Source organism: Affinundibacterium danionis (assembly GCF_042432465.1).
In the GTDB taxonomy this organism is placed as follows: Bacteria; Pseudomonadota; Gammaproteobacteria; order Burkholderiales; family Burkholderiaceae_D; genus Undibacterium; species Undibacterium danionis.
Window position 1 is genome coordinate 297,857 of record NZ_JBHLXJ010000003.1, and the last position, 16,464, is coordinate 314,320.

Below are 16,464 nucleotides of genomic sequence, written 5' to 3' on the forward strand. Positions count from 1 at the left end.
GGATTAGCGAAAGAATACCGCCAGAAACTATTCAGTTTCCATAAACTCCAAATACAATTTTCTCGCTAAAGTAGCGATCGGCCCGATCGGTAAATCTCGGCCTTCGTAACGGGTACAAGGCAAAACTTTAGCAAAATTTCCGGTATTAAAAATCTCTTGCGCATCAGCCAGCTCATCAGGGGAAACGCTGCGCTCTTCGACCTTAATACCTTGCGTCGCCAATAATCCAATGACACGCGCCCGGGTAATCCCAGACAAGAAGCAACCATTGGCGATTGGGGTAAGCACCTGACCAGCCTTATCCACAAAAAATAAGTTCGCCGTGGCAAATTCTGCGACATTTCCATAGACGTCACAAACGACCGCATTGTCATAACCACGCTCTTTCGCATCACGCAGGGCACGAGTGGTATTCGGGTAGAGACAAGAAGCTTTAGCGTCGGTTGGTGCCATCAAAGGACCTGGCCTTTGCAAACGTGATAAACAGGCGGAGAAACCAGAAAACGCAGGTAGCGGAGCATCAAATAAAGTCAATGCAAACCCTGATTTCGCAGGAATCAATAATCCATCAGTACCGAAGATCAGAGGCCGTATATACAGTTCAGCGTCGGAAGGAAATTTTGCCACGCCTTCGCGACACAGCTTTTCCATCTGCTCGACGGTGTAAGGACAATTAAGACCCAACAACTCAGCAGACCGAATCGCTCGCTCTAAATGCAAACGTAAATCCGGTAAGCGCCCACGAATTGATCTAGCACCGTCAAAAATGGAAGATCCAAGCCACACGGCATGGTCCATCGCACCTAAGATCGGTGTGTTACCTTCATGCCAGGCATCGTTAATAAACGTCAAAAACATATCATGTCTTTCAAAGAAGATTTTTTGTCTGAGGCAGAACCATTACCAAAGAACGATTATCCAAAAACAAAACCCGCCTCAGTCAATCTGGCGGGTTCATAAAAGCAAAACAAATTAAAGACTTATTCGAGTTTCCAAACGAAATCGACTTTAGCCCATAACTGATCGGCCTTACCATCTTTAGTGCCTGGTTTAAATTTACATAAGCTTAATGCTGACAATGCCGCTTTGTCCAAGCTTTTTGACCCACTAGATTTCTCGACTTTTGAATCAACCACCTTGCCGTCAGGAGACACCAAAAAACCCATCGTGACGGTACCTGTTTCTTCGTTCATCAAAGCAGCTTTAGGATACTTAGGTTGCTCGCATGATTTTGGGTCCATGACAGGCGCAACGTCAGCAGCGAAACCAAGATTTGAAACTGCTAATAATAAACCGGATGTGATTACGGATAATTTAACGTTCATAAGCCAACTCTTTTAATTAATTAGTAAAAAACCGAATCAAACAAATTCAAAAAATTAAACCAACTCAAACTAATTCAAAATTTCCAAACAAAATCAACTTTGACCCACATTTGTTCCACTTTACCATCTTTTGTGCCGGGCTTAAATTTACACAAACTAAACGCAGAGATCGCGGCTTTATCCAAGCTTTTTGAACCACTCGAGGTGTCGACTTTAGAGTCGAGGACCTTACCATCAGCACCGATCAAAAATGCCATTGTAACAGTTCCAGTCTCTTCATTAATTAAAGAGGCTTTTGGGTACTTAGGTGTCTCACAAGACTTATTATCTAAAACGGGACTCACCACCGCTGCGTTGGCAGGCCCATTCAAAACAATACCAAATAACGCTAAACTCAAAACGAACATCGATCGCATAATGGTTACCTCATGGTTGATTAATGACCTTAGCTACCCAATCAGCTGAGTATTAAAACTCTTCCCAATCATCCTCACTTGGTTTGGATTGCGTGGCTTTTTTCGGTGCTGGTTTGGCGGCTGGCAAAGACTTTACCGTAGCTTTCGGCTTGGCCTTCGGCGCGGCGACAGGCTCCACACGACGCGGTGCTGCTGGTGCCGGACGATTCGCAAACGCGGTTTCTGCTGCACTCAATTTAAAGATACTCACCACTTTCGCCAACTCACCAGCTTGGTCCTGTAAGCTTTGGGCAGCAGCAGCGGCTTCTTCAACCAAAGCAGCATTCTGTTGCGTCATACCATCCATCTCAATAATGGCTAAGTTAACCGCTTCGATGCCTGAGCTTTGTTCCTGACTTGCTGCACTAATTTCAGCAATAATATCGGTCACGTGACGCACACTAGAGACAACCTCATCTATCGTAGCGCCTGCCTGACCGACTAACTTACTACCGATTTCTACTTTTTCAACAGAATCGCCAATCAAGGTTTTAATTTCCTTGGCAGCTGCCGCACTACGCTGCGCCAAACTACGGACTTCAGAAGCAACCACAGCAAATCCACGACCTTGCTCACCTGCACGTGCAGCCTCTACTGCCGCATTCAACGCCAAAATATTGGTTTGGAAAGCAATGCCATCGATCACGCTGATAATATCGACAATTTTCTTAGCTGATTCATTAATAGAACTCATGGTATCAACGACTTCGGCAACCACTTCACCACCTTGGCGCGCGACATCGGACGCTGAAGCTGCTAATTTATTTGCTTCACGCGCATTGTCTGCATTTTGCTTAACGGTCGTCGTCAATTCCTTCATTGAGGCGGTTGTTTTTTCCAGCGAACTAGCCTGCTGTTCTGTGCGAGAGGACAAATCCAGATTGCCCGTTGCAATTTCGCGAGATGCTGTCGCTATCGTATCAGTGCCAACGCGTACTTGACCAACGATATTCACCAAGCTATCACGCATAGTCTTCATTTCGGCAACCAAGCTATCTGTATCACCATTCTTGGTATCAATAATTCCGGATAAATCACCTGCCGCAATTTGACTGGCAATATCTGCAGCATAATCTGGTTCGCCACCCAATTGCTTCAACAGACTACGAGTGATAATTACGGCTGCAATCACACCCAAAACCACCGCCAAAGTACCCAACAACAAAAGCAAGTTACGCGCGCTACTAAATGCAGAACGCGCTTCCTCTGCGACTAAGGCATTTTGTTTATCCTCAGTCACCACCAATTCATCCAACACTTTTAGCCATTCGTCTTGAATCGGACGCACTTTCTTAATCAGGGCGATCGTTGCACCTTCTGGATTATTAGCCAACCCTAATTCTTTAGCCATCGTCGGTAATGGCGCAGCGGCCTTCTCTCTTTCTTTCAACTTGGTCAGCAGGGTACGCTCTTCGGATGACGAAGTTGTCTCGTTTTTTAGCATATCCGCTAATTTTGCTTCTTTCTCGCCATAGCTTTTCGATTGCTCATCGATCTTTTTCAGATCTTTGGCCATGTCATCGATATCCGTCAATAACGTCAAATTGCGCAACGACACCTGGCGATCGTAAACAATAGCGCGCATATCGATAATCAATCGGCTTTTCACATTGCTTACATTCACAATGTCTTCAAGTCGGTCTTGAATTAATGACATTCTTGAAATACCCAAGGTCGTAACCGCAATTAGTAAGACTAAAACGAGTGCGAAACCGAGCCCGAGGCGCTTACCCACTTTCATTGTAGTTAAGTTCATGTTTATCCAGCCAAATAATGATTTAAATTTCTCAAAGTACGAAAACGTCTAAAATTTCAACGTTTGAAACTTGAGGCTTGTAGCAATATTTATTGACAGCAATACAGAAAATTAGTTCTTGCTCCAAAAATTGAAAGCCTGCGATCTATTTTACGAGTCTAACTGCTCGCTTAGAATATACTCCATTTTTGCCCAAAGGTAAGGCTTCACGTGGTAAAAAACCACCGCATTTTCGCTGCAGGAAAGAAATATTTTGCGAAATAAAATTTCCTCATGGCAATTTTGCAAGTTACTTGTGGTCTAATCATATTTCTGGAATAGAAACAGAATTAAAAATTCTTTCCATTCAAATTTATTGTCGCCATCACGTAAACTGTTGACCTTGCATTCCACGTAACATTTCTTGTACTAAGCGAGGATCATAGGTGCGTAAAATCTTCTTGGCGATAGGTTCTAACTGAGCGATATTAGAATTAAGAATTTCTTGTTTAATTTCTGGCAATAAAGCTGACGGCATAGATAACTCGCGAAAACCCATCGCAATCAACAATCTGGTGAGCTTGATATCGCCCGCCATACCACCACAAATCGCCACTGGAATATTAGCCTTGTTAGCGGCGCTGACCGTCATATCAAGTAATTGTAAAATGGCAGGATGCGTATCATTGTACAAATGAGCCACTTCATGATCCGCCCTATCAATTGCTAGAGTGTATTGAATCAGATCATTCGTACCAATCGATAAAAAATCGAGCCGTTTAACAAACATCGGCAAACTCAATGCGGCGGCGGGAATTTCTATCATCGCGCCAACCGGAACTGCATCATCAAAGGCAATCCCCTCCGCGCGCAGCTCGTCCTTGGCCTGTTGTATCATCGCTAAAGACTGATCAATTTCAAAAGCATGCGCAATCATAGGAATCAAAATATGCACGCTACCAAATGCTGACGCTCGCAATATCGCGCGCAGTTGTGTCAGAAAAATTTGCGGCTCTTTTAGGCAATAGCGTATGGCGCGCAAACCTAATGCTGGATTCAAAATATTATGATCGTTGTGATCTAAGGGTTTATCCGCACCAACGTCCAGAGTACGTATCGTGACGGGCTTGCCCTTCATCGTTTGGACTGCTTGTCGATAGGCGAGAAATTGCTCTTCCTCGCTTGGCAACTGGGTTTCAACGCCAGTACGTCCCATGAACAAAAACTCGGAACGAAACAAACCTACACCACTGGCACCTGACTCCATTGCCGCATGTGCATCTTCAGGTAATTCAATGTTGGCCAACAAGCTAACTTCGATCCCATCGAGACTAACAGCGGGTGTCTTTTTTAGTTTATGCAGTTTTTTTCTGGCTTTTAGCAAAGCCGCTTGGCGATCACGATATTGTGCAATCACCAATGGTGAAGGGGCAACGATCACCACCCCTGCATCACTATCAATAATTAGCCAATCATCCTGAACGATCAGGTGTGAGGCATTACCCAAGCCAACCACTGCTGGAATACCCAAACTGCGAGAAACGATCGCCGTGTGTGAATTGGGTCCCCCCTCATCCGTCACGAAACCAGTAAAAGCAACATCCCGAAATTGCATCATATCGGCAGGCGATATGTCTTTTGCCACCACGATCATGTTGGCGTTACGTTCATCCACACCGATGACGTGTGGCAATTGGTCCGCGGTACCGGTCAATACCTTCAAAACCCGTTCTGCTACCTGTTGGATATCTGCTTTACGTTCACGTAGATACTCGTCTTCAATTTCGTCAAATTGCGCCGACAGCACGTCAACCTGAGTCACCAAGGCCCATTCGGCGTTGTAATGACGGGTACGGATAATATCTAAAGGTGCTTCCGACACCATAGGGTCGGACAAAATCAAGGCATGGACATCGAGAAATGCGCCAAGCTCAGTCGGGGCATCTGTGGGCAAATCAGACCAAATCGTTTGCAATTCGAGCTGCACTTGTGCGATCGCTTTTTGCAAACGCACGACCTCAGCTTCGACTTGTTCCTGCGCTACCAGATAATGTTTCACGTCCATCGCAGCGGGACGTAACAGATGAGCGCGGCCTATAGTAATACCGCGCGAAACAGGGATGCCTTGTAAAGTAAAAGATGCCACTTAGTCTCCCATTTTTATGTCGCTAACCGCTGCGCCTTTTTTGGACAACTTATTTTGTACGACTTATTCTGCGCTTCTTATTCTGCGCTACTGATTTTTTTATTTCTTCTTTTTTACTACTTCGGTCAGTCTACGGATGAGGCTGAGTAATTGCCAACTACTTGCTTTGAAGGCGTTTTTGCGCTTTCAAGTACGCAGCCACATTCAAACAGAGGAACTATTCTCCCTCACCAAACCGATCATTAATCAGCGCGGCAATCGCATCAAAACAGGCTTGCTCATCTTCACCATTGGTTTCCAACAAAATCTTACTGCCTTTACCAGCGGCCAACATCATGACACCCATGATGGACTTTCCGTTAACGCGACGATTATTCCGCGTGAGCCAAACTTCACTTTTAAACTTGCCTCCCAATTGCGTCAATTTCGCCGAAGCACGCGCATGTAAGCCGAGTTTGTTAATAATTTCAATTTCTTGCTGAATCATGTCGTATTCACTTTAAGTCTAAATTAAAAAAGAGCACTAAAAGGAGATATTAACTTTCAGCGATCCGAATTCGATTTTCTACTCGCATGGCACCATTCTGGCCGCCTGCCAAAGCCATTTCTACCACCACATCCAAAGCATCCTGACGGTAAGTAATAGCGCGCAATAACATGGGCAAGCTAATACCAGCGATTACCGCCACTTGGCTTGGTTCGCCAAGCTGACGACAACAATTGGAAGGTGTCCCACCAAGAATATCCGTCATAATCAAAACGCCAGAGCCATCATCAAGGCGATGTACTGCCTCTCGCGCCAAACGATTTACTTCATCCACATTTTGATCGGCCACTATATCAATCGCCTCAAGATGCTCAGGCTTACCACGAAATACATGCGCAGCAGCCTGCAAAAAAGCAGATCCTAGCGGTGCATGCGTCATTAAAAGTAAGCCTACCATTCCATTATCCCAAACATAGCCAAATATATAACCAAATTACAAAATACTTACCGATACGACCTATGTCAGATACATACGGAAAAGCAACAATCATGCCTCAAACCAGCTTCCATCTGCACTCAAGCAGAAACACGTTTTTCCAAGGCATCGATAAACATACCAGCGACGTTAAAGCCGGTTTGTTGAAATATCTCCTGAAAACAAGTCGGGCTCGTGACATTGACCTCAGTCAAACAAGATCCAATCACATCTAATCCTACCAGTAACAAGCCACGTTCGGATAGTTGTGGCGCTAGGCTTTCCGCAATTTCTCGGTCACTGGCCGATAATTCTTGGGCAACACCAATACCACCAGCGGCCAAATTACCGCGCACTTCTCCGTTTTGTGGAATTCGTGCCAAGGCAAATGGCACTACCGCGCCGTCAATCAATAAAATGCGTTTATCACCTTGCACAATGTCGGGGATATATTTTTGCACCATAATGGTACGTGTCTGATTATTGGTCAGGGTTTCAATCACGGAACCTAGATTCATACCATCTTCACGAATCCGAAAAATCCCAGCGCCGCCCATGCCATCCAAAGGCTTTAAAATAATGTCGCGATGCGTGGCGAAAAAAGTACGTATCCTTTGTTCATCACGCGTTACCAAAGTTGGCGTTGTGTATTGCGGGAACTGGGCAATACTTAATTTCTCATTATGATCTCGAATAGCCGATGGCTTATTAAATACTTTTGCCCCCTGACGTTCAGCCAAATCCAATAAATAGGTAGCGTAGATATACTCCATATCGAATGGCGGGTCTTTACGCTGCAAGACGGCATCGAATTCTTGCAAGCCTAGATCTTGTGGCTCACTCAATTGATACCAGTCATTTGCATCGCCGGTTAATTTAATTTCTTGCACTGCGGCTCGTACAACGCCGCTTTCCAAAACCATATCCGATGGGCCAAAAGCGAAGAGTCGATGGCCACGTCCCGCGGCCTCGACCATCATGGCGTAAGTTGAATCTTTATAAGTTTTAAACTGCGCTAAGGGATCGGTAAGAAAAGCAATTTTCATCATTTATCCAGGGCAAAAATAAGGTGAGAGTGGGCTGATAGTTAACTAATAGTCAGCCCATTGTTAGCTGGTTGTTAGCTGGTTGTGCGCACACAATAAGCTAATAAATCTCAGGGTTAGGATCTGTCTTTTCCAACTCTAAAGACGCGGCTAACAAAGCCAAACGAGCCACGACACCATACATGTAAAACCGATTCGGTGCTGCGGTGCCCGGTTTGGCTCGCATGTCAGGAACGGCATGTTGCTGAGCAAAAGCGAGCGGCACAAACTCCATACCCGGCGCATTTAAATTTTCATCAACACCACGATCTTGATGCACACGATAAAACCCGCCCACCACATAGCGATCTATCATATACACGACAGGCTCAGCGACACTTTCTTCAATCTGTTCAAAGGTGTACACACCTTCTTGCACAATATAATCGTGGACTTCGCGACCATCTTTGACCACGGTCATTTTATTGCGTTGTTTAGAATTTAAATCACGCACTTCGCGCGAATCCCTTACCGTCATGATGCCCATGCCACAGGTGCCGGCATCGGCTTTCACGATCACAAAAGGTTTATCTTTAATGCCATATTCTTTGTACTTCTTACGAATCTTGGCAAGAATGGTATCGACGGTTGCCATCAAGGTATCCAGACCAGTACCCGCTTCAAAATCCACCCCACTGCATTTGGCAAAAAATGGATTAATCAACCAAGGATCAATATCCACCATTTTGGCGAATTTTTTCACTACGTCATCGTAGCTAGAAAAATGATTGGTTTTACGGCGCTTGGCCCAGCCCGCGTGCAGCGGTGGCAACAAAGTCTGTTCGTGAATGTTTTCTAAAATACTAGGAATATGAGTAGACAAATCGTTGTTCAACAAAATGGTGCAAGGATCAAAATTCTTTAGTCCCAGACGACGCCCATTAGCAGAACGTTGTAAAGGTTCAAGCAACAAACTACCACCGTCCGGCAAGGCAATTTCAGTCTCTTGCTGACAATTTTCGTCGAGATTACCAAGCCTAACATTCAAGCCAGTCTGGCGATAAATCTGCATCTGACGTGCGATGTTTTGCCAGTAAGAGACATTACAAGGGCGGCCTTCGGGTATCAAAAGTAAATTGCGAGCGTCGGGACAATATTTTTCTATCGCTGCCATGGATGCCTGCACCGCCAATGGCAGCATCTCAGAACCTAAATGGTTAAAACCACCAGGAAATAAATTGGTATCCACCGGTGCCAATTTGAAACCCGAATTGCGCATATCGACGGAACAATAAAACGGCGGCGTATGCTCCTGCCATTCCAGACGGAACCAGCGTTCTATTGACGGTGTCGCCTCTAAAATCTTTTTTTCAAAATCAAGCAAAGGGCCATTCAGAGCGGTAGCGAGGTGAGGAACCATAATAAACTTTAGTAACCTATAGATACAAACAGACGAAAAAGTAAGCGCAGCAAACAATAATATGACGCAAATACGCTAAGTAATCTTTACAGCTTGGGGCTAATCCACCATTCTCAAGGCATCAAAGCCTTGCGAGTTATAAGTGAATTAATGGTTTCATAAGTAGAACTTATGCAGTATCGACACGGTTGCATCCCGACTAGCCCAACAACGCATTGTACTGTCTTCAGCACCACATTTAAGTTTAAGAAGATTTCGCCAACAAATCAAAATGCTCGACAATTGGCGGTGCAGCAAAAAAAGAGCCCACAATACCGCGCCATTCAGCGAAAGCAGGTGATTGACGAAAATCGATGGTGTGATTTTCTAAAGTATCCCAGAAAATCATCAGCACATAGCGTTCGGGAGACTCTATACCTTTATTCACCTTAAAACCGCAAAACCCTTTGGCGTGACTGATGACTTCATGCAAACCTCGCACGATAGCCTCGTCGAAGGCCGCTTGTTGCCCTTTATGTATCTGTATATCTGCCAATTCTAAAATCATTTTATTTTGTCCTTTCCATTCACTCACAAAAAATCACACCAGGCCACGCTCACTTAATTCCTTCTTCACATAAGAATAAAACACGGGAGCGGCGACCACGCCAGGTAAGCCAAACAGCGTTTCCATGACCAAAATCGCGACTAATAATTCCCAAGCTTTAGCATTCACCTGCGACCCAATAATTCTGGCATTCAAAAAATATTCTAATTTGTGAATAATCACCATAAAAGCCAAAGAAATCGCCGCCATTTGCAAAGAATACGACAGACTAACAATCACGATTACCGTATTTGAAATAATATTTCCCACCACCGGGATCAGACCCGCAATAAAAGTCACTGCGATCATGCTTTTCACTAAAGGTAAATGCACGCCAGCGAGTGGCAAAATCACCGCTAAAAAAATGCCCGTAAACACCGTATTGATCAAAGAAATTCGCACCTGCGCAAACACAACGCGATGAAACATATCTGCCAAAATCGCGACTCTTTGCTGCAAGGCGGCGGCAAAAGGTCGGTAATGCTGCACACTAGTTGCGTCCTGCAAAGCCACCATACTACCAATAATCATCCCCAGTAATAAATGCACAATCAAATGCCCTGCCTCTTGCCCCACTATCTTCGCTTCACCAGCGTGTTCGCGCAAAGCCTCCGTTAAGATACGCTTCAGTGACTCAACATCCTCAGGCAAATAAGTCGTCACCCACACAGGCAACTGTCGACGCGAAGACTCAATCAAATCGGCCAGTTTCTGTAGCAAAGCTTGCAGATTTCCAGCATCACTGCGCAAAAATGCCACCACGCCCCAAATACCCAGACTGATCGCGAAGATAAACGTGACCGACAAAAAAACCACCGCAATCATGCGTGCCTGCTGATTACTAAATTTGCGCTGTATGGTGGGAACTAACAACCGGACTAGTGAATATAAAAGTAACCCTGAAAATAGGGCGACTAACAAACCCACTTTTAAGACTAAAAATAAAGCCAAGGCTGCACAAGCATAAGAAGCAAGGACTGGCATAGAGATTCGATGGAGAGTAGTCATTATTATCCTAGGTGATGGAAGTACACAACGCCACTATAGATGGAGCCTTACTACAAAATCAACAGAAAGACTGTAGCGATGACTTATGTGGCTGCAGCTTCATGAGCCTTTTTATGCGAAACAGCCTACTTGTTTTATGCTAGCTATGGAGTACGAAATAGGTAGGATAGCGATAAATATAGGTTGTTTCATTTTAACCAGTAGCACACTGTTAGCCAGAGAAAATGCTCATTTTCTCAACTCAAAGAGGTTTAAAAATACTAGGTTTATAGTATGATCGTAAGTCTTCGCAAGATATTCATCTCCCTCAAATTCAATCACTTCTGATAGAAAATATCCGGCTATAAGCCTATGAAAAAATCATTACAACGGTATGTTTTATTGATATGGATTGCCCTAATTTTGGTATTAGGTTTCGTCGCAGTTCTAGCGACTAGCTATATTGTTTCAAAACAGACTTTACAACGCGGCCTATCTGAAAACACCTTACCAATTACAGGTGACAACGTCTATTCTGAGATTCAAAAAGATATCTTACGTCCGGTATTTGTCTCCGCCCAAATGGCGCATGATACCTTTGTCAAAGATTGGATTATCAATGGAGAAGAAGACCAGCAACAAATTACCAAGTATCTCAAAGAAATCAAAACAAAAAATCAGGCGATTTCCAGTTTCTTGGTCAGCGACCTGACCAAAAATTATTATTATGGCGACGGGCTGCTCAAGACCGTCACGGAAAAAGAGCCTCGTGATCAGTGGTTTTTTCGAGTAAAGAATTTAAAGTCAGATTACGAAACCAATGTAGATGCAGATCTGGCTAACCGCGATAGCATTACGATTTTTACCAATTATCGCGTACTCGATTACAGCGGTAAATTCATAGGTGCAGTTGGTATTGGGCTTACGCTCGACACTATGAAACATCTGATTGATAGCTATCAAACTCGCTTCCAAAGAACTATTTATTTTGTTGATAAAAAAGGCAATGTGGTATTAGCTGGAAGTGCGTTCAAACAAAAGAAAGGGAATATCAATCAAATTCCCGGACTCAATCAAATCAGCAAACAAGTATTAAATAATACAAAAAATGAGTCCTTGCATTTGGAATACAGCAACGATAGTGATAACGTGTTTGTTAACTCACGCTTCTTACCCGAATTAGGTTGGCACCTACTGGTCGAACAAGATCTGGCCGGCGAACTTCAGCCCTTACACAAACTACTAATCGTCAATGCATCCATAGGTTTTGGCATCACACTGGCAGTCATCTTAATCGTCTTATTTTCTGTACGTCGCTATCAAAAACGTATAGAAAAATCAGCTGCAACCGACTCCTTAACGAAGCTACTCAATCGACAAGCTTTCGACTTTGTATTTCAGCAAGCGATACTCGATAGTGAACGCTCACGCCAACCACTCTGCGTCGCGTTGATGGATATTGATCATTTCAAGAAAATCAATGATAAACACGGTCATTTAATTGGTGACCATGTCTTACGTGAAATTGCAGCAATCGCCAAACGATCTTTACGCGAAAGCGATGTGATCTGCCGTTGGGGTGGAGAAGAATTCTTATTATTGTTAAAAAACTGTACTTTGGAAAAAGCTACTTCGATAGCGGAAAATCTCCGTAACACAATCGCCGCGAACGATTTTTCACGTACCACTGATCTAGCCAAATCTAAGCTGTCTTTAACGGTGAGTATGGGCGTTGCCGAATGCAAGTTGCACGAGAGCGAAGATAGTGTTTTTGAACGTGCCGATGTGGCTTTATATCAAGCCAAAGAAAGCGGACGCAATAGCGTGTATTTTTCCGAGTAAGGGAAGAACATCCGAAAGTAAAAAAATGCACGGACAAGTACTTATCCGTGCATTTTTTAGGTGCTTTTGTCAAATTTCATGGGTAGATATTTTTACTGTTTTTCGCTACCCATTTTCCTAGCTAAATCTAAGGTTGGCGCGATAAAAGCTTGATACACTGCGCCGCGCTCAGCATCCCAAGCCGCAACTACGCCGTGTTGACGCGCTACTGTTTTCATGTCACCGCGCTTAATTGGCCCAGTCAATGCCGATGCCGCACCTAGACTAAAAACATTCTCTAGACTTTTCCCCGCGAGTGCCTGTGCCATCTTATGCGCTGATTCGACCGGCACACCGGCAGCACAATAAGCATCAATAGCAATGTCCATCAGAGTGACTAAATAGTTACTGGCGAATACTGAGGCTGCGTGATACAACATTTTTGAATCAGGGTTAATTTTTAAGAGTCGAGCGCCAATACCGACAAAAGCCGGCTCTAAAATTTGCAAAGCTTGAGCACTGCCTTCAATGCTACATATACTGTTTGCAAAATCTCTGACTACCGACTCTGGATCAGCAAAACTACGCACCGGATGCACACTGCCAAGCTGAATGTTTAATTGCTTTAAAGCGGGAACTTGAGTCAATAAGTCGGCGGAGGATTGTGATCCGCTGCAATGAAAAAGCACCCCATTCGAGGCTAAACCTTTAGCGTTAACAAGTGCTAAAGTTATCTCCGCTAATTGATCGTCGGGAACTGCGAGCAAGGTGATATCGCAAGGTTTTATATGTGCAAGTTGAGTAACGCCGATACCTGCGCCTATCCACTTAAGCACCGCCAAATTGGTCTCTGCACTTCGCGTATATACCTGCGCAATTTCAAAAATTTGCTTATCAAAAAACAAGCGCGCTAGGCTTTTCCCAACGCGCCCAGCGCCGATAATATTAATTTTCTGCATAATTTTCGACTTCAAATGGCTAAGATTTTACTCGCCTTTGGCAGAGCCGAGATTCTCAGCCTAGCGTGATTCTTTGATTATGCGACCCGAGCTTTTTTGTAATGGCCGAGCATTCATAGGATAGAGGCGCGCGAAAATGGCGAGTTGTTCAGCCGAGATGCCAATCGGCTCTTTCATCACTAGCCACAACACACCTTCACTACAAGGCGGAGTAGTTAAGGAGCCCATGTAGGTATAGTAATCACGACGTGCAGGAATTAGCTCTCCAAGATCAATATTACTCAATGCTTTGGTAGCCTCATGCTTTTCTAATGGTAAATTATTCCACACCTGTTGAATAATCTTATTCGACTCTCCAACTTCCATCAGGATTGCCAATACGGCTAGCTTACCATCACGATCTTTGTGGACCAAATGGGCAACCATCTCCGCCCCTTTGCCATTAATGCGTTCTTCTGATGGACGATGAAAATGCATTTGTTGCATCTCATAGGTCTTACCTGACACATTCAAATAATTACCTGCACTAGGCGTTAGCTGTATGGTGTGACCATTATCTAAAACAGAAAACTGTACCGATTTGTAATCGAAATTTATGCTGTCTAAATCTAGCTTAATACCGTCGCGGATATCGATCGGTGATTGACGTTCTCCCAGATCACATTTTGAATTAGCTGTGCTAAGTTTTCCCCAGCTTAAGGGACCTGTTTCACCTTCATAAGACCAGTGAGCAGCGTCAATTGGGTGCGTTGATTTTTTTGTTTTATCGGATGTACTTGAAGCCGCTCGTCCTGGAATGGTGTAAGGACGAACATAGGGACGATTGACTGGTTTAGAGACGTCTTCTTTTTCTTTGCGAATGGCGGCAAGGCGTTCTGCTATCTTTAGTGCTAGCTCATCAGCCGCTTGCGCTTCTTTTTGACGACTCAATTCACCTGATTTTGTTTCCCGGCTATTTTTTAACTCTTTTATAGGTTTAAGCTCGTCTTTCGACTGCGTTGATGCCTCTTCTTTAGCGGATGCTGGTTTAACCAGTTTGGTAACAGGATCATTGGCTTGTGCGTTTACGTTGAACAACACAAGACTTAAGAGAATGAGGCGTGCTCGCATGATAGACATCCATTAAGTATTATGTGCTTTACGGCAATTCTCCAATGAAACTTGAATGGTTTTCAAAAATCACGCTTTCGTCTTGATATTGTTTTACTTTCCAACAGCTTGTTTTCGCTCTTGAAGCAAGTGCCAAATTTGGAGTTTTCTTGCATTATTAGCTTTACTCCATACAATAATTTCATCCAAGGTTCGCAGGCAACCATGACACAAATCCGTTTCTGGATTGATTTTACAAGCTTTGATGCAGGGTGAGGGGACATCTTCTTCAGTAACAACTTGGTATGGAAAATTTGATGATTCTGATGTGGGCACGTCACTATTTCCTTTGTTTATTTTATCGTCGATATCTTGCTTTTAGTAGTTTGCTAGTTAGATGTTCTCGATATCATTCTTTTAACCAAGCAATCGCACCTTGTCCCGCCGCAACGCCAGTCGCAAAACATGCGGTCAATAAGTAGCCCCCAGTTGGGGCATCCCAGTTTAACATTTCACCAGCACAAAAATGCCCTGGTTTCTTTTTCAACATAAACCGTTCATCCAGTTCACTCCACTGCAAACCTCCTGCACTACTTATCGCCTCTTCTATCGGGCGCGCACGCAGTAATTTTATTGGTAGTGCTTTTAACGCGAGTGCGAGTTGGTCAGTATCCTGAATTTGCTCTGGTCGCAAACATTCGTGAATGAGCGCCGTATGAATTGCATGCAGTCCCAATTTGCTCCTTAAATGACTAGAAAGTGAACGTGAACCGCGCGGCATACTTAGTTCTTTTTGCACCCTCGACAAATCTCGCCCTGGTAGAAGATCAATCTGCAACTCACAGTACCCAGCCAGCTCGATTTGTCTGCGAATTGTTGCTGAGAGGGCGTAAATCAAACTACCTTCAACACCTGTATCGGTAATCACAAATTGCCCTTGACGTTTACTTCCAATTCCACTGCTACTCACAACTGACGCACAAACTGAAGTTAAAGGCCTTCCCGCGAAATGTTGTTTAAAGTAGTCAGACCACGCAAGTTCAAATCCGCAATTACTCGCCGTCAGAGGTTCCACTGTCAGGTTTTGTGCTTGAAATGGGCTAAGCCAAGCGCCATCAGATCCCAGCCGTGGCCAACTCGCACCGCCAAAGGCATAAATACATGCATCTGCATGAACTATTTTTGCCCCCTCAGACGTTTGAAAAATATGCCCCTCTTCCGTCCATCCCTGCCATTTATGTCGCATAAAGAAATTCACCCCAGAGACTCGCAGGCGATGTAACCAGGCACGCAATAATGGCGCGGCTTTCATATCGACAGGAAATACTCTTTTTGAACTCCCAACAAAAGTAGCAACACCTAAACTAGATGCCCAATCACAAATGGCCTGAGCTGGAAACGCATCAAGTGCGGCGCGTAGTTGTAAAGAGCTATTACTATAACGTTCGAGTAAATCCGAATGCGCTTCTGCGTGGGTAAGGTTCATCCCACTTTTACCAGCCAATAGAAATTTCCGCCCAACGGAAGGCATTGCATCGTAAACATCAACAGCGAAACCCGCGTCAACTGCCCGCTCTGCCGCCATTAATCCAGCAGGACCTGCACCGATTACGATAATTTTTTTCAGACTTGTACTGGTCATGTAGTGGAGACTCAAACAAATAGGCTAATAGATGCGTTATTGTAGGGCAGATTTTCTGCGTAAAAGTCTTGAATATGGTTGCAAGACAATGATGTACTTAACGTTTAACGCTTAATAAGCTATTAAGAATGTGAGTTCACATTAAACAAGGCGTCAAATACATGTAACAAAGTTGTTTTTAGGTTGTATAAAAAGCAAAAGCCCCAAGTTCAGAGGAACTTGGGGCGATGCGGAATAAAAGCCTGACGATGACCTACTTTCACACTGGTTGCAGCACTATCATCGGCGCAAAGTCGTTTCACGGTCCTGTTC

The 16,464-nt window shown here is 44.2% G+C and carries 16 protein-coding genes; 1 reads left to right on the forward strand and 15 read right to left on the reverse strand.

Annotated elements, in window-relative coordinates:
- Window positions 1-27 precede the first annotated feature (27 nt).
- The 11 genes from ACFFJH_RS04050 to ACFFJH_RS04100 all read right to left on the reverse strand — a co-directional run bounded on the left by ACFFJH_RS04050 (window position 28) and on the right by ACFFJH_RS04100 (window position 10,662).
- Window positions 28-858 (reverse strand): branched-chain amino acid aminotransferase, encoded by an 831-nt coding sequence (locus ACFFJH_RS04050; protein WP_390210239.1) that lies wholly within the window; start codon window positions 856-858, stop codon window positions 28-30.
- 122 nt (window positions 859-980) lie between these two features.
- A complete protein-coding gene (locus ACFFJH_RS04055) occupies window positions 981-1,325 on the reverse strand; it encodes an energy transducer TonB (protein WP_390210240.1) in 345 nt (114 codons plus the stop codon).
- 74 nt (window positions 1,326-1,399) lie between these two features.
- Window positions 1,400-1,741 (reverse strand): energy transducer TonB, encoded by a 342-nt coding sequence (locus tag ACFFJH_RS04060; protein ID WP_390210242.1) that lies wholly within the window; start codon window positions 1,739-1,741, stop codon window positions 1,400-1,402.
- A 52-nt stretch (window positions 1,742-1,793) separates the two neighbouring features.
- Window positions 1,794-3,536, reverse strand: coding sequence for a methyl-accepting chemotaxis protein (locus ACFFJH_RS04065; protein ID WP_390210243.1), 1,743 nt, complete (start codon window positions 3,534-3,536; stop codon window positions 1,794-1,796).
- Between the two features lie 364 nt (window positions 3,537-3,900).
- The gene (gene ptsP / locus ACFFJH_RS04070) at window positions 3,901-5,661 is read right to left on the reverse strand and encodes a phosphoenolpyruvate--protein phosphotransferase (protein ID WP_390210245.1); all 1,761 of its coding nucleotides are present in this window, start codon (window positions 5,659-5,661) and stop codon (window positions 3,901-3,903) included.
- Window positions 5,662-5,878: 217 nt separating this feature from the next.
- Window positions 5,879-6,148: an HPr family phosphocarrier protein gene (locus tag ACFFJH_RS04075; RefSeq protein ID WP_390210247.1), complete on the reverse strand. Its 270-nt coding sequence runs from the start codon at window positions 6,146-6,148 to the stop codon at window positions 5,879-5,881.
- Window positions 6,149-6,197: 49 nt separating this feature from the next.
- Complete coding sequence (locus ACFFJH_RS04080) at window positions 6,198-6,605, reverse strand: PTS sugar transporter subunit IIA (RefSeq protein ID WP_390210248.1); 408 nt, start codon at window positions 6,603-6,605, stop codon at window positions 6,198-6,200.
- 119 nt (window positions 6,606-6,724) lie between these two features.
- Window positions 6,725-7,669, reverse strand: a complete 945-nt coding sequence (gshB, locus tag ACFFJH_RS04085; protein WP_390210281.1) for a glutathione synthase — start codon at window positions 7,667-7,669, stop codon at window positions 6,725-6,727.
- 100 nt (window positions 7,670-7,769) lie between these two features.
- Entirely contained in the window at window positions 7,770-9,068 is a 1,299-nt protein-coding gene (gene gshA, locus ACFFJH_RS04090) for a glutamate--cysteine ligase (RefSeq protein ID WP_390210251.1), read from the reverse strand.
- Window positions 9,069-9,312: 244 nt separating this feature from the next.
- Window positions 9,313-9,615 (reverse strand): antibiotic biosynthesis monooxygenase family protein, encoded by a 303-nt coding sequence (locus ACFFJH_RS04095; RefSeq protein WP_390210253.1) that lies wholly within the window; start codon window positions 9,613-9,615, stop codon window positions 9,313-9,315.
- 33 nt (window positions 9,616-9,648) lie between these two features.
- Window positions 9,649-10,662, reverse strand: a complete 1,014-nt coding sequence (locus tag ACFFJH_RS04100) for an AI-2E family transporter (protein WP_390210254.1) — start codon at window positions 10,660-10,662, stop codon at window positions 9,649-9,651.
- 351 nt (window positions 10,663-11,013) lie between these two features.
- Here ACFFJH_RS04100 and ACFFJH_RS04105 point away from each other — a divergent pair, with 351 nt between their 5' ends.
- Window positions 11,014-12,483 (forward strand): sensor domain-containing diguanylate cyclase, encoded by a 1,470-nt coding sequence (locus ACFFJH_RS04105; RefSeq protein ID WP_390210255.1) that lies wholly within the window; start codon window positions 11,014-11,016, stop codon window positions 12,481-12,483.
- Window positions 12,484-12,575: 92 nt separating this feature from the next.
- On the opposite strand, the gene ACFFJH_RS04110 is transcribed toward ACFFJH_RS04105, so the two are convergent.
- From ACFFJH_RS04110 to ACFFJH_RS04125, 4 genes are all read right to left on the reverse strand, one after another.
- Window positions 12,576-13,421: a Rossmann-like and DUF2520 domain-containing protein gene (locus ACFFJH_RS04110; protein WP_390210256.1), complete on the reverse strand. Its 846-nt coding sequence runs from the start codon at window positions 13,419-13,421 to the stop codon at window positions 12,576-12,578.
- Window positions 13,422-13,481: 60 nt separating this feature from the next.
- Complete coding sequence (locus tag ACFFJH_RS04115; protein ID WP_390210257.1) at window positions 13,482-14,531, reverse strand: carbonic anhydrase; 1,050 nt, start codon at window positions 14,529-14,531, stop codon at window positions 13,482-13,484.
- 93 nt (window positions 14,532-14,624) lie between these two features.
- The gene (locus ACFFJH_RS04120) at window positions 14,625-14,846 is read right to left on the reverse strand and encodes a DUF1289 domain-containing protein (RefSeq protein ID WP_390210259.1); all 222 of its coding nucleotides are present in this window, start codon (window positions 14,844-14,846) and stop codon (window positions 14,625-14,627) included.
- Window positions 14,847-14,919: 73 nt separating this feature from the next.
- Window positions 14,920-16,152 (reverse strand): TIGR03862 family flavoprotein, encoded by a 1,233-nt coding sequence (locus ACFFJH_RS04125; protein WP_390210261.1) that lies wholly within the window; start codon window positions 16,150-16,152, stop codon window positions 14,920-14,922.
- Window positions 16,153-16,464 lie beyond the last annotated feature (312 nt).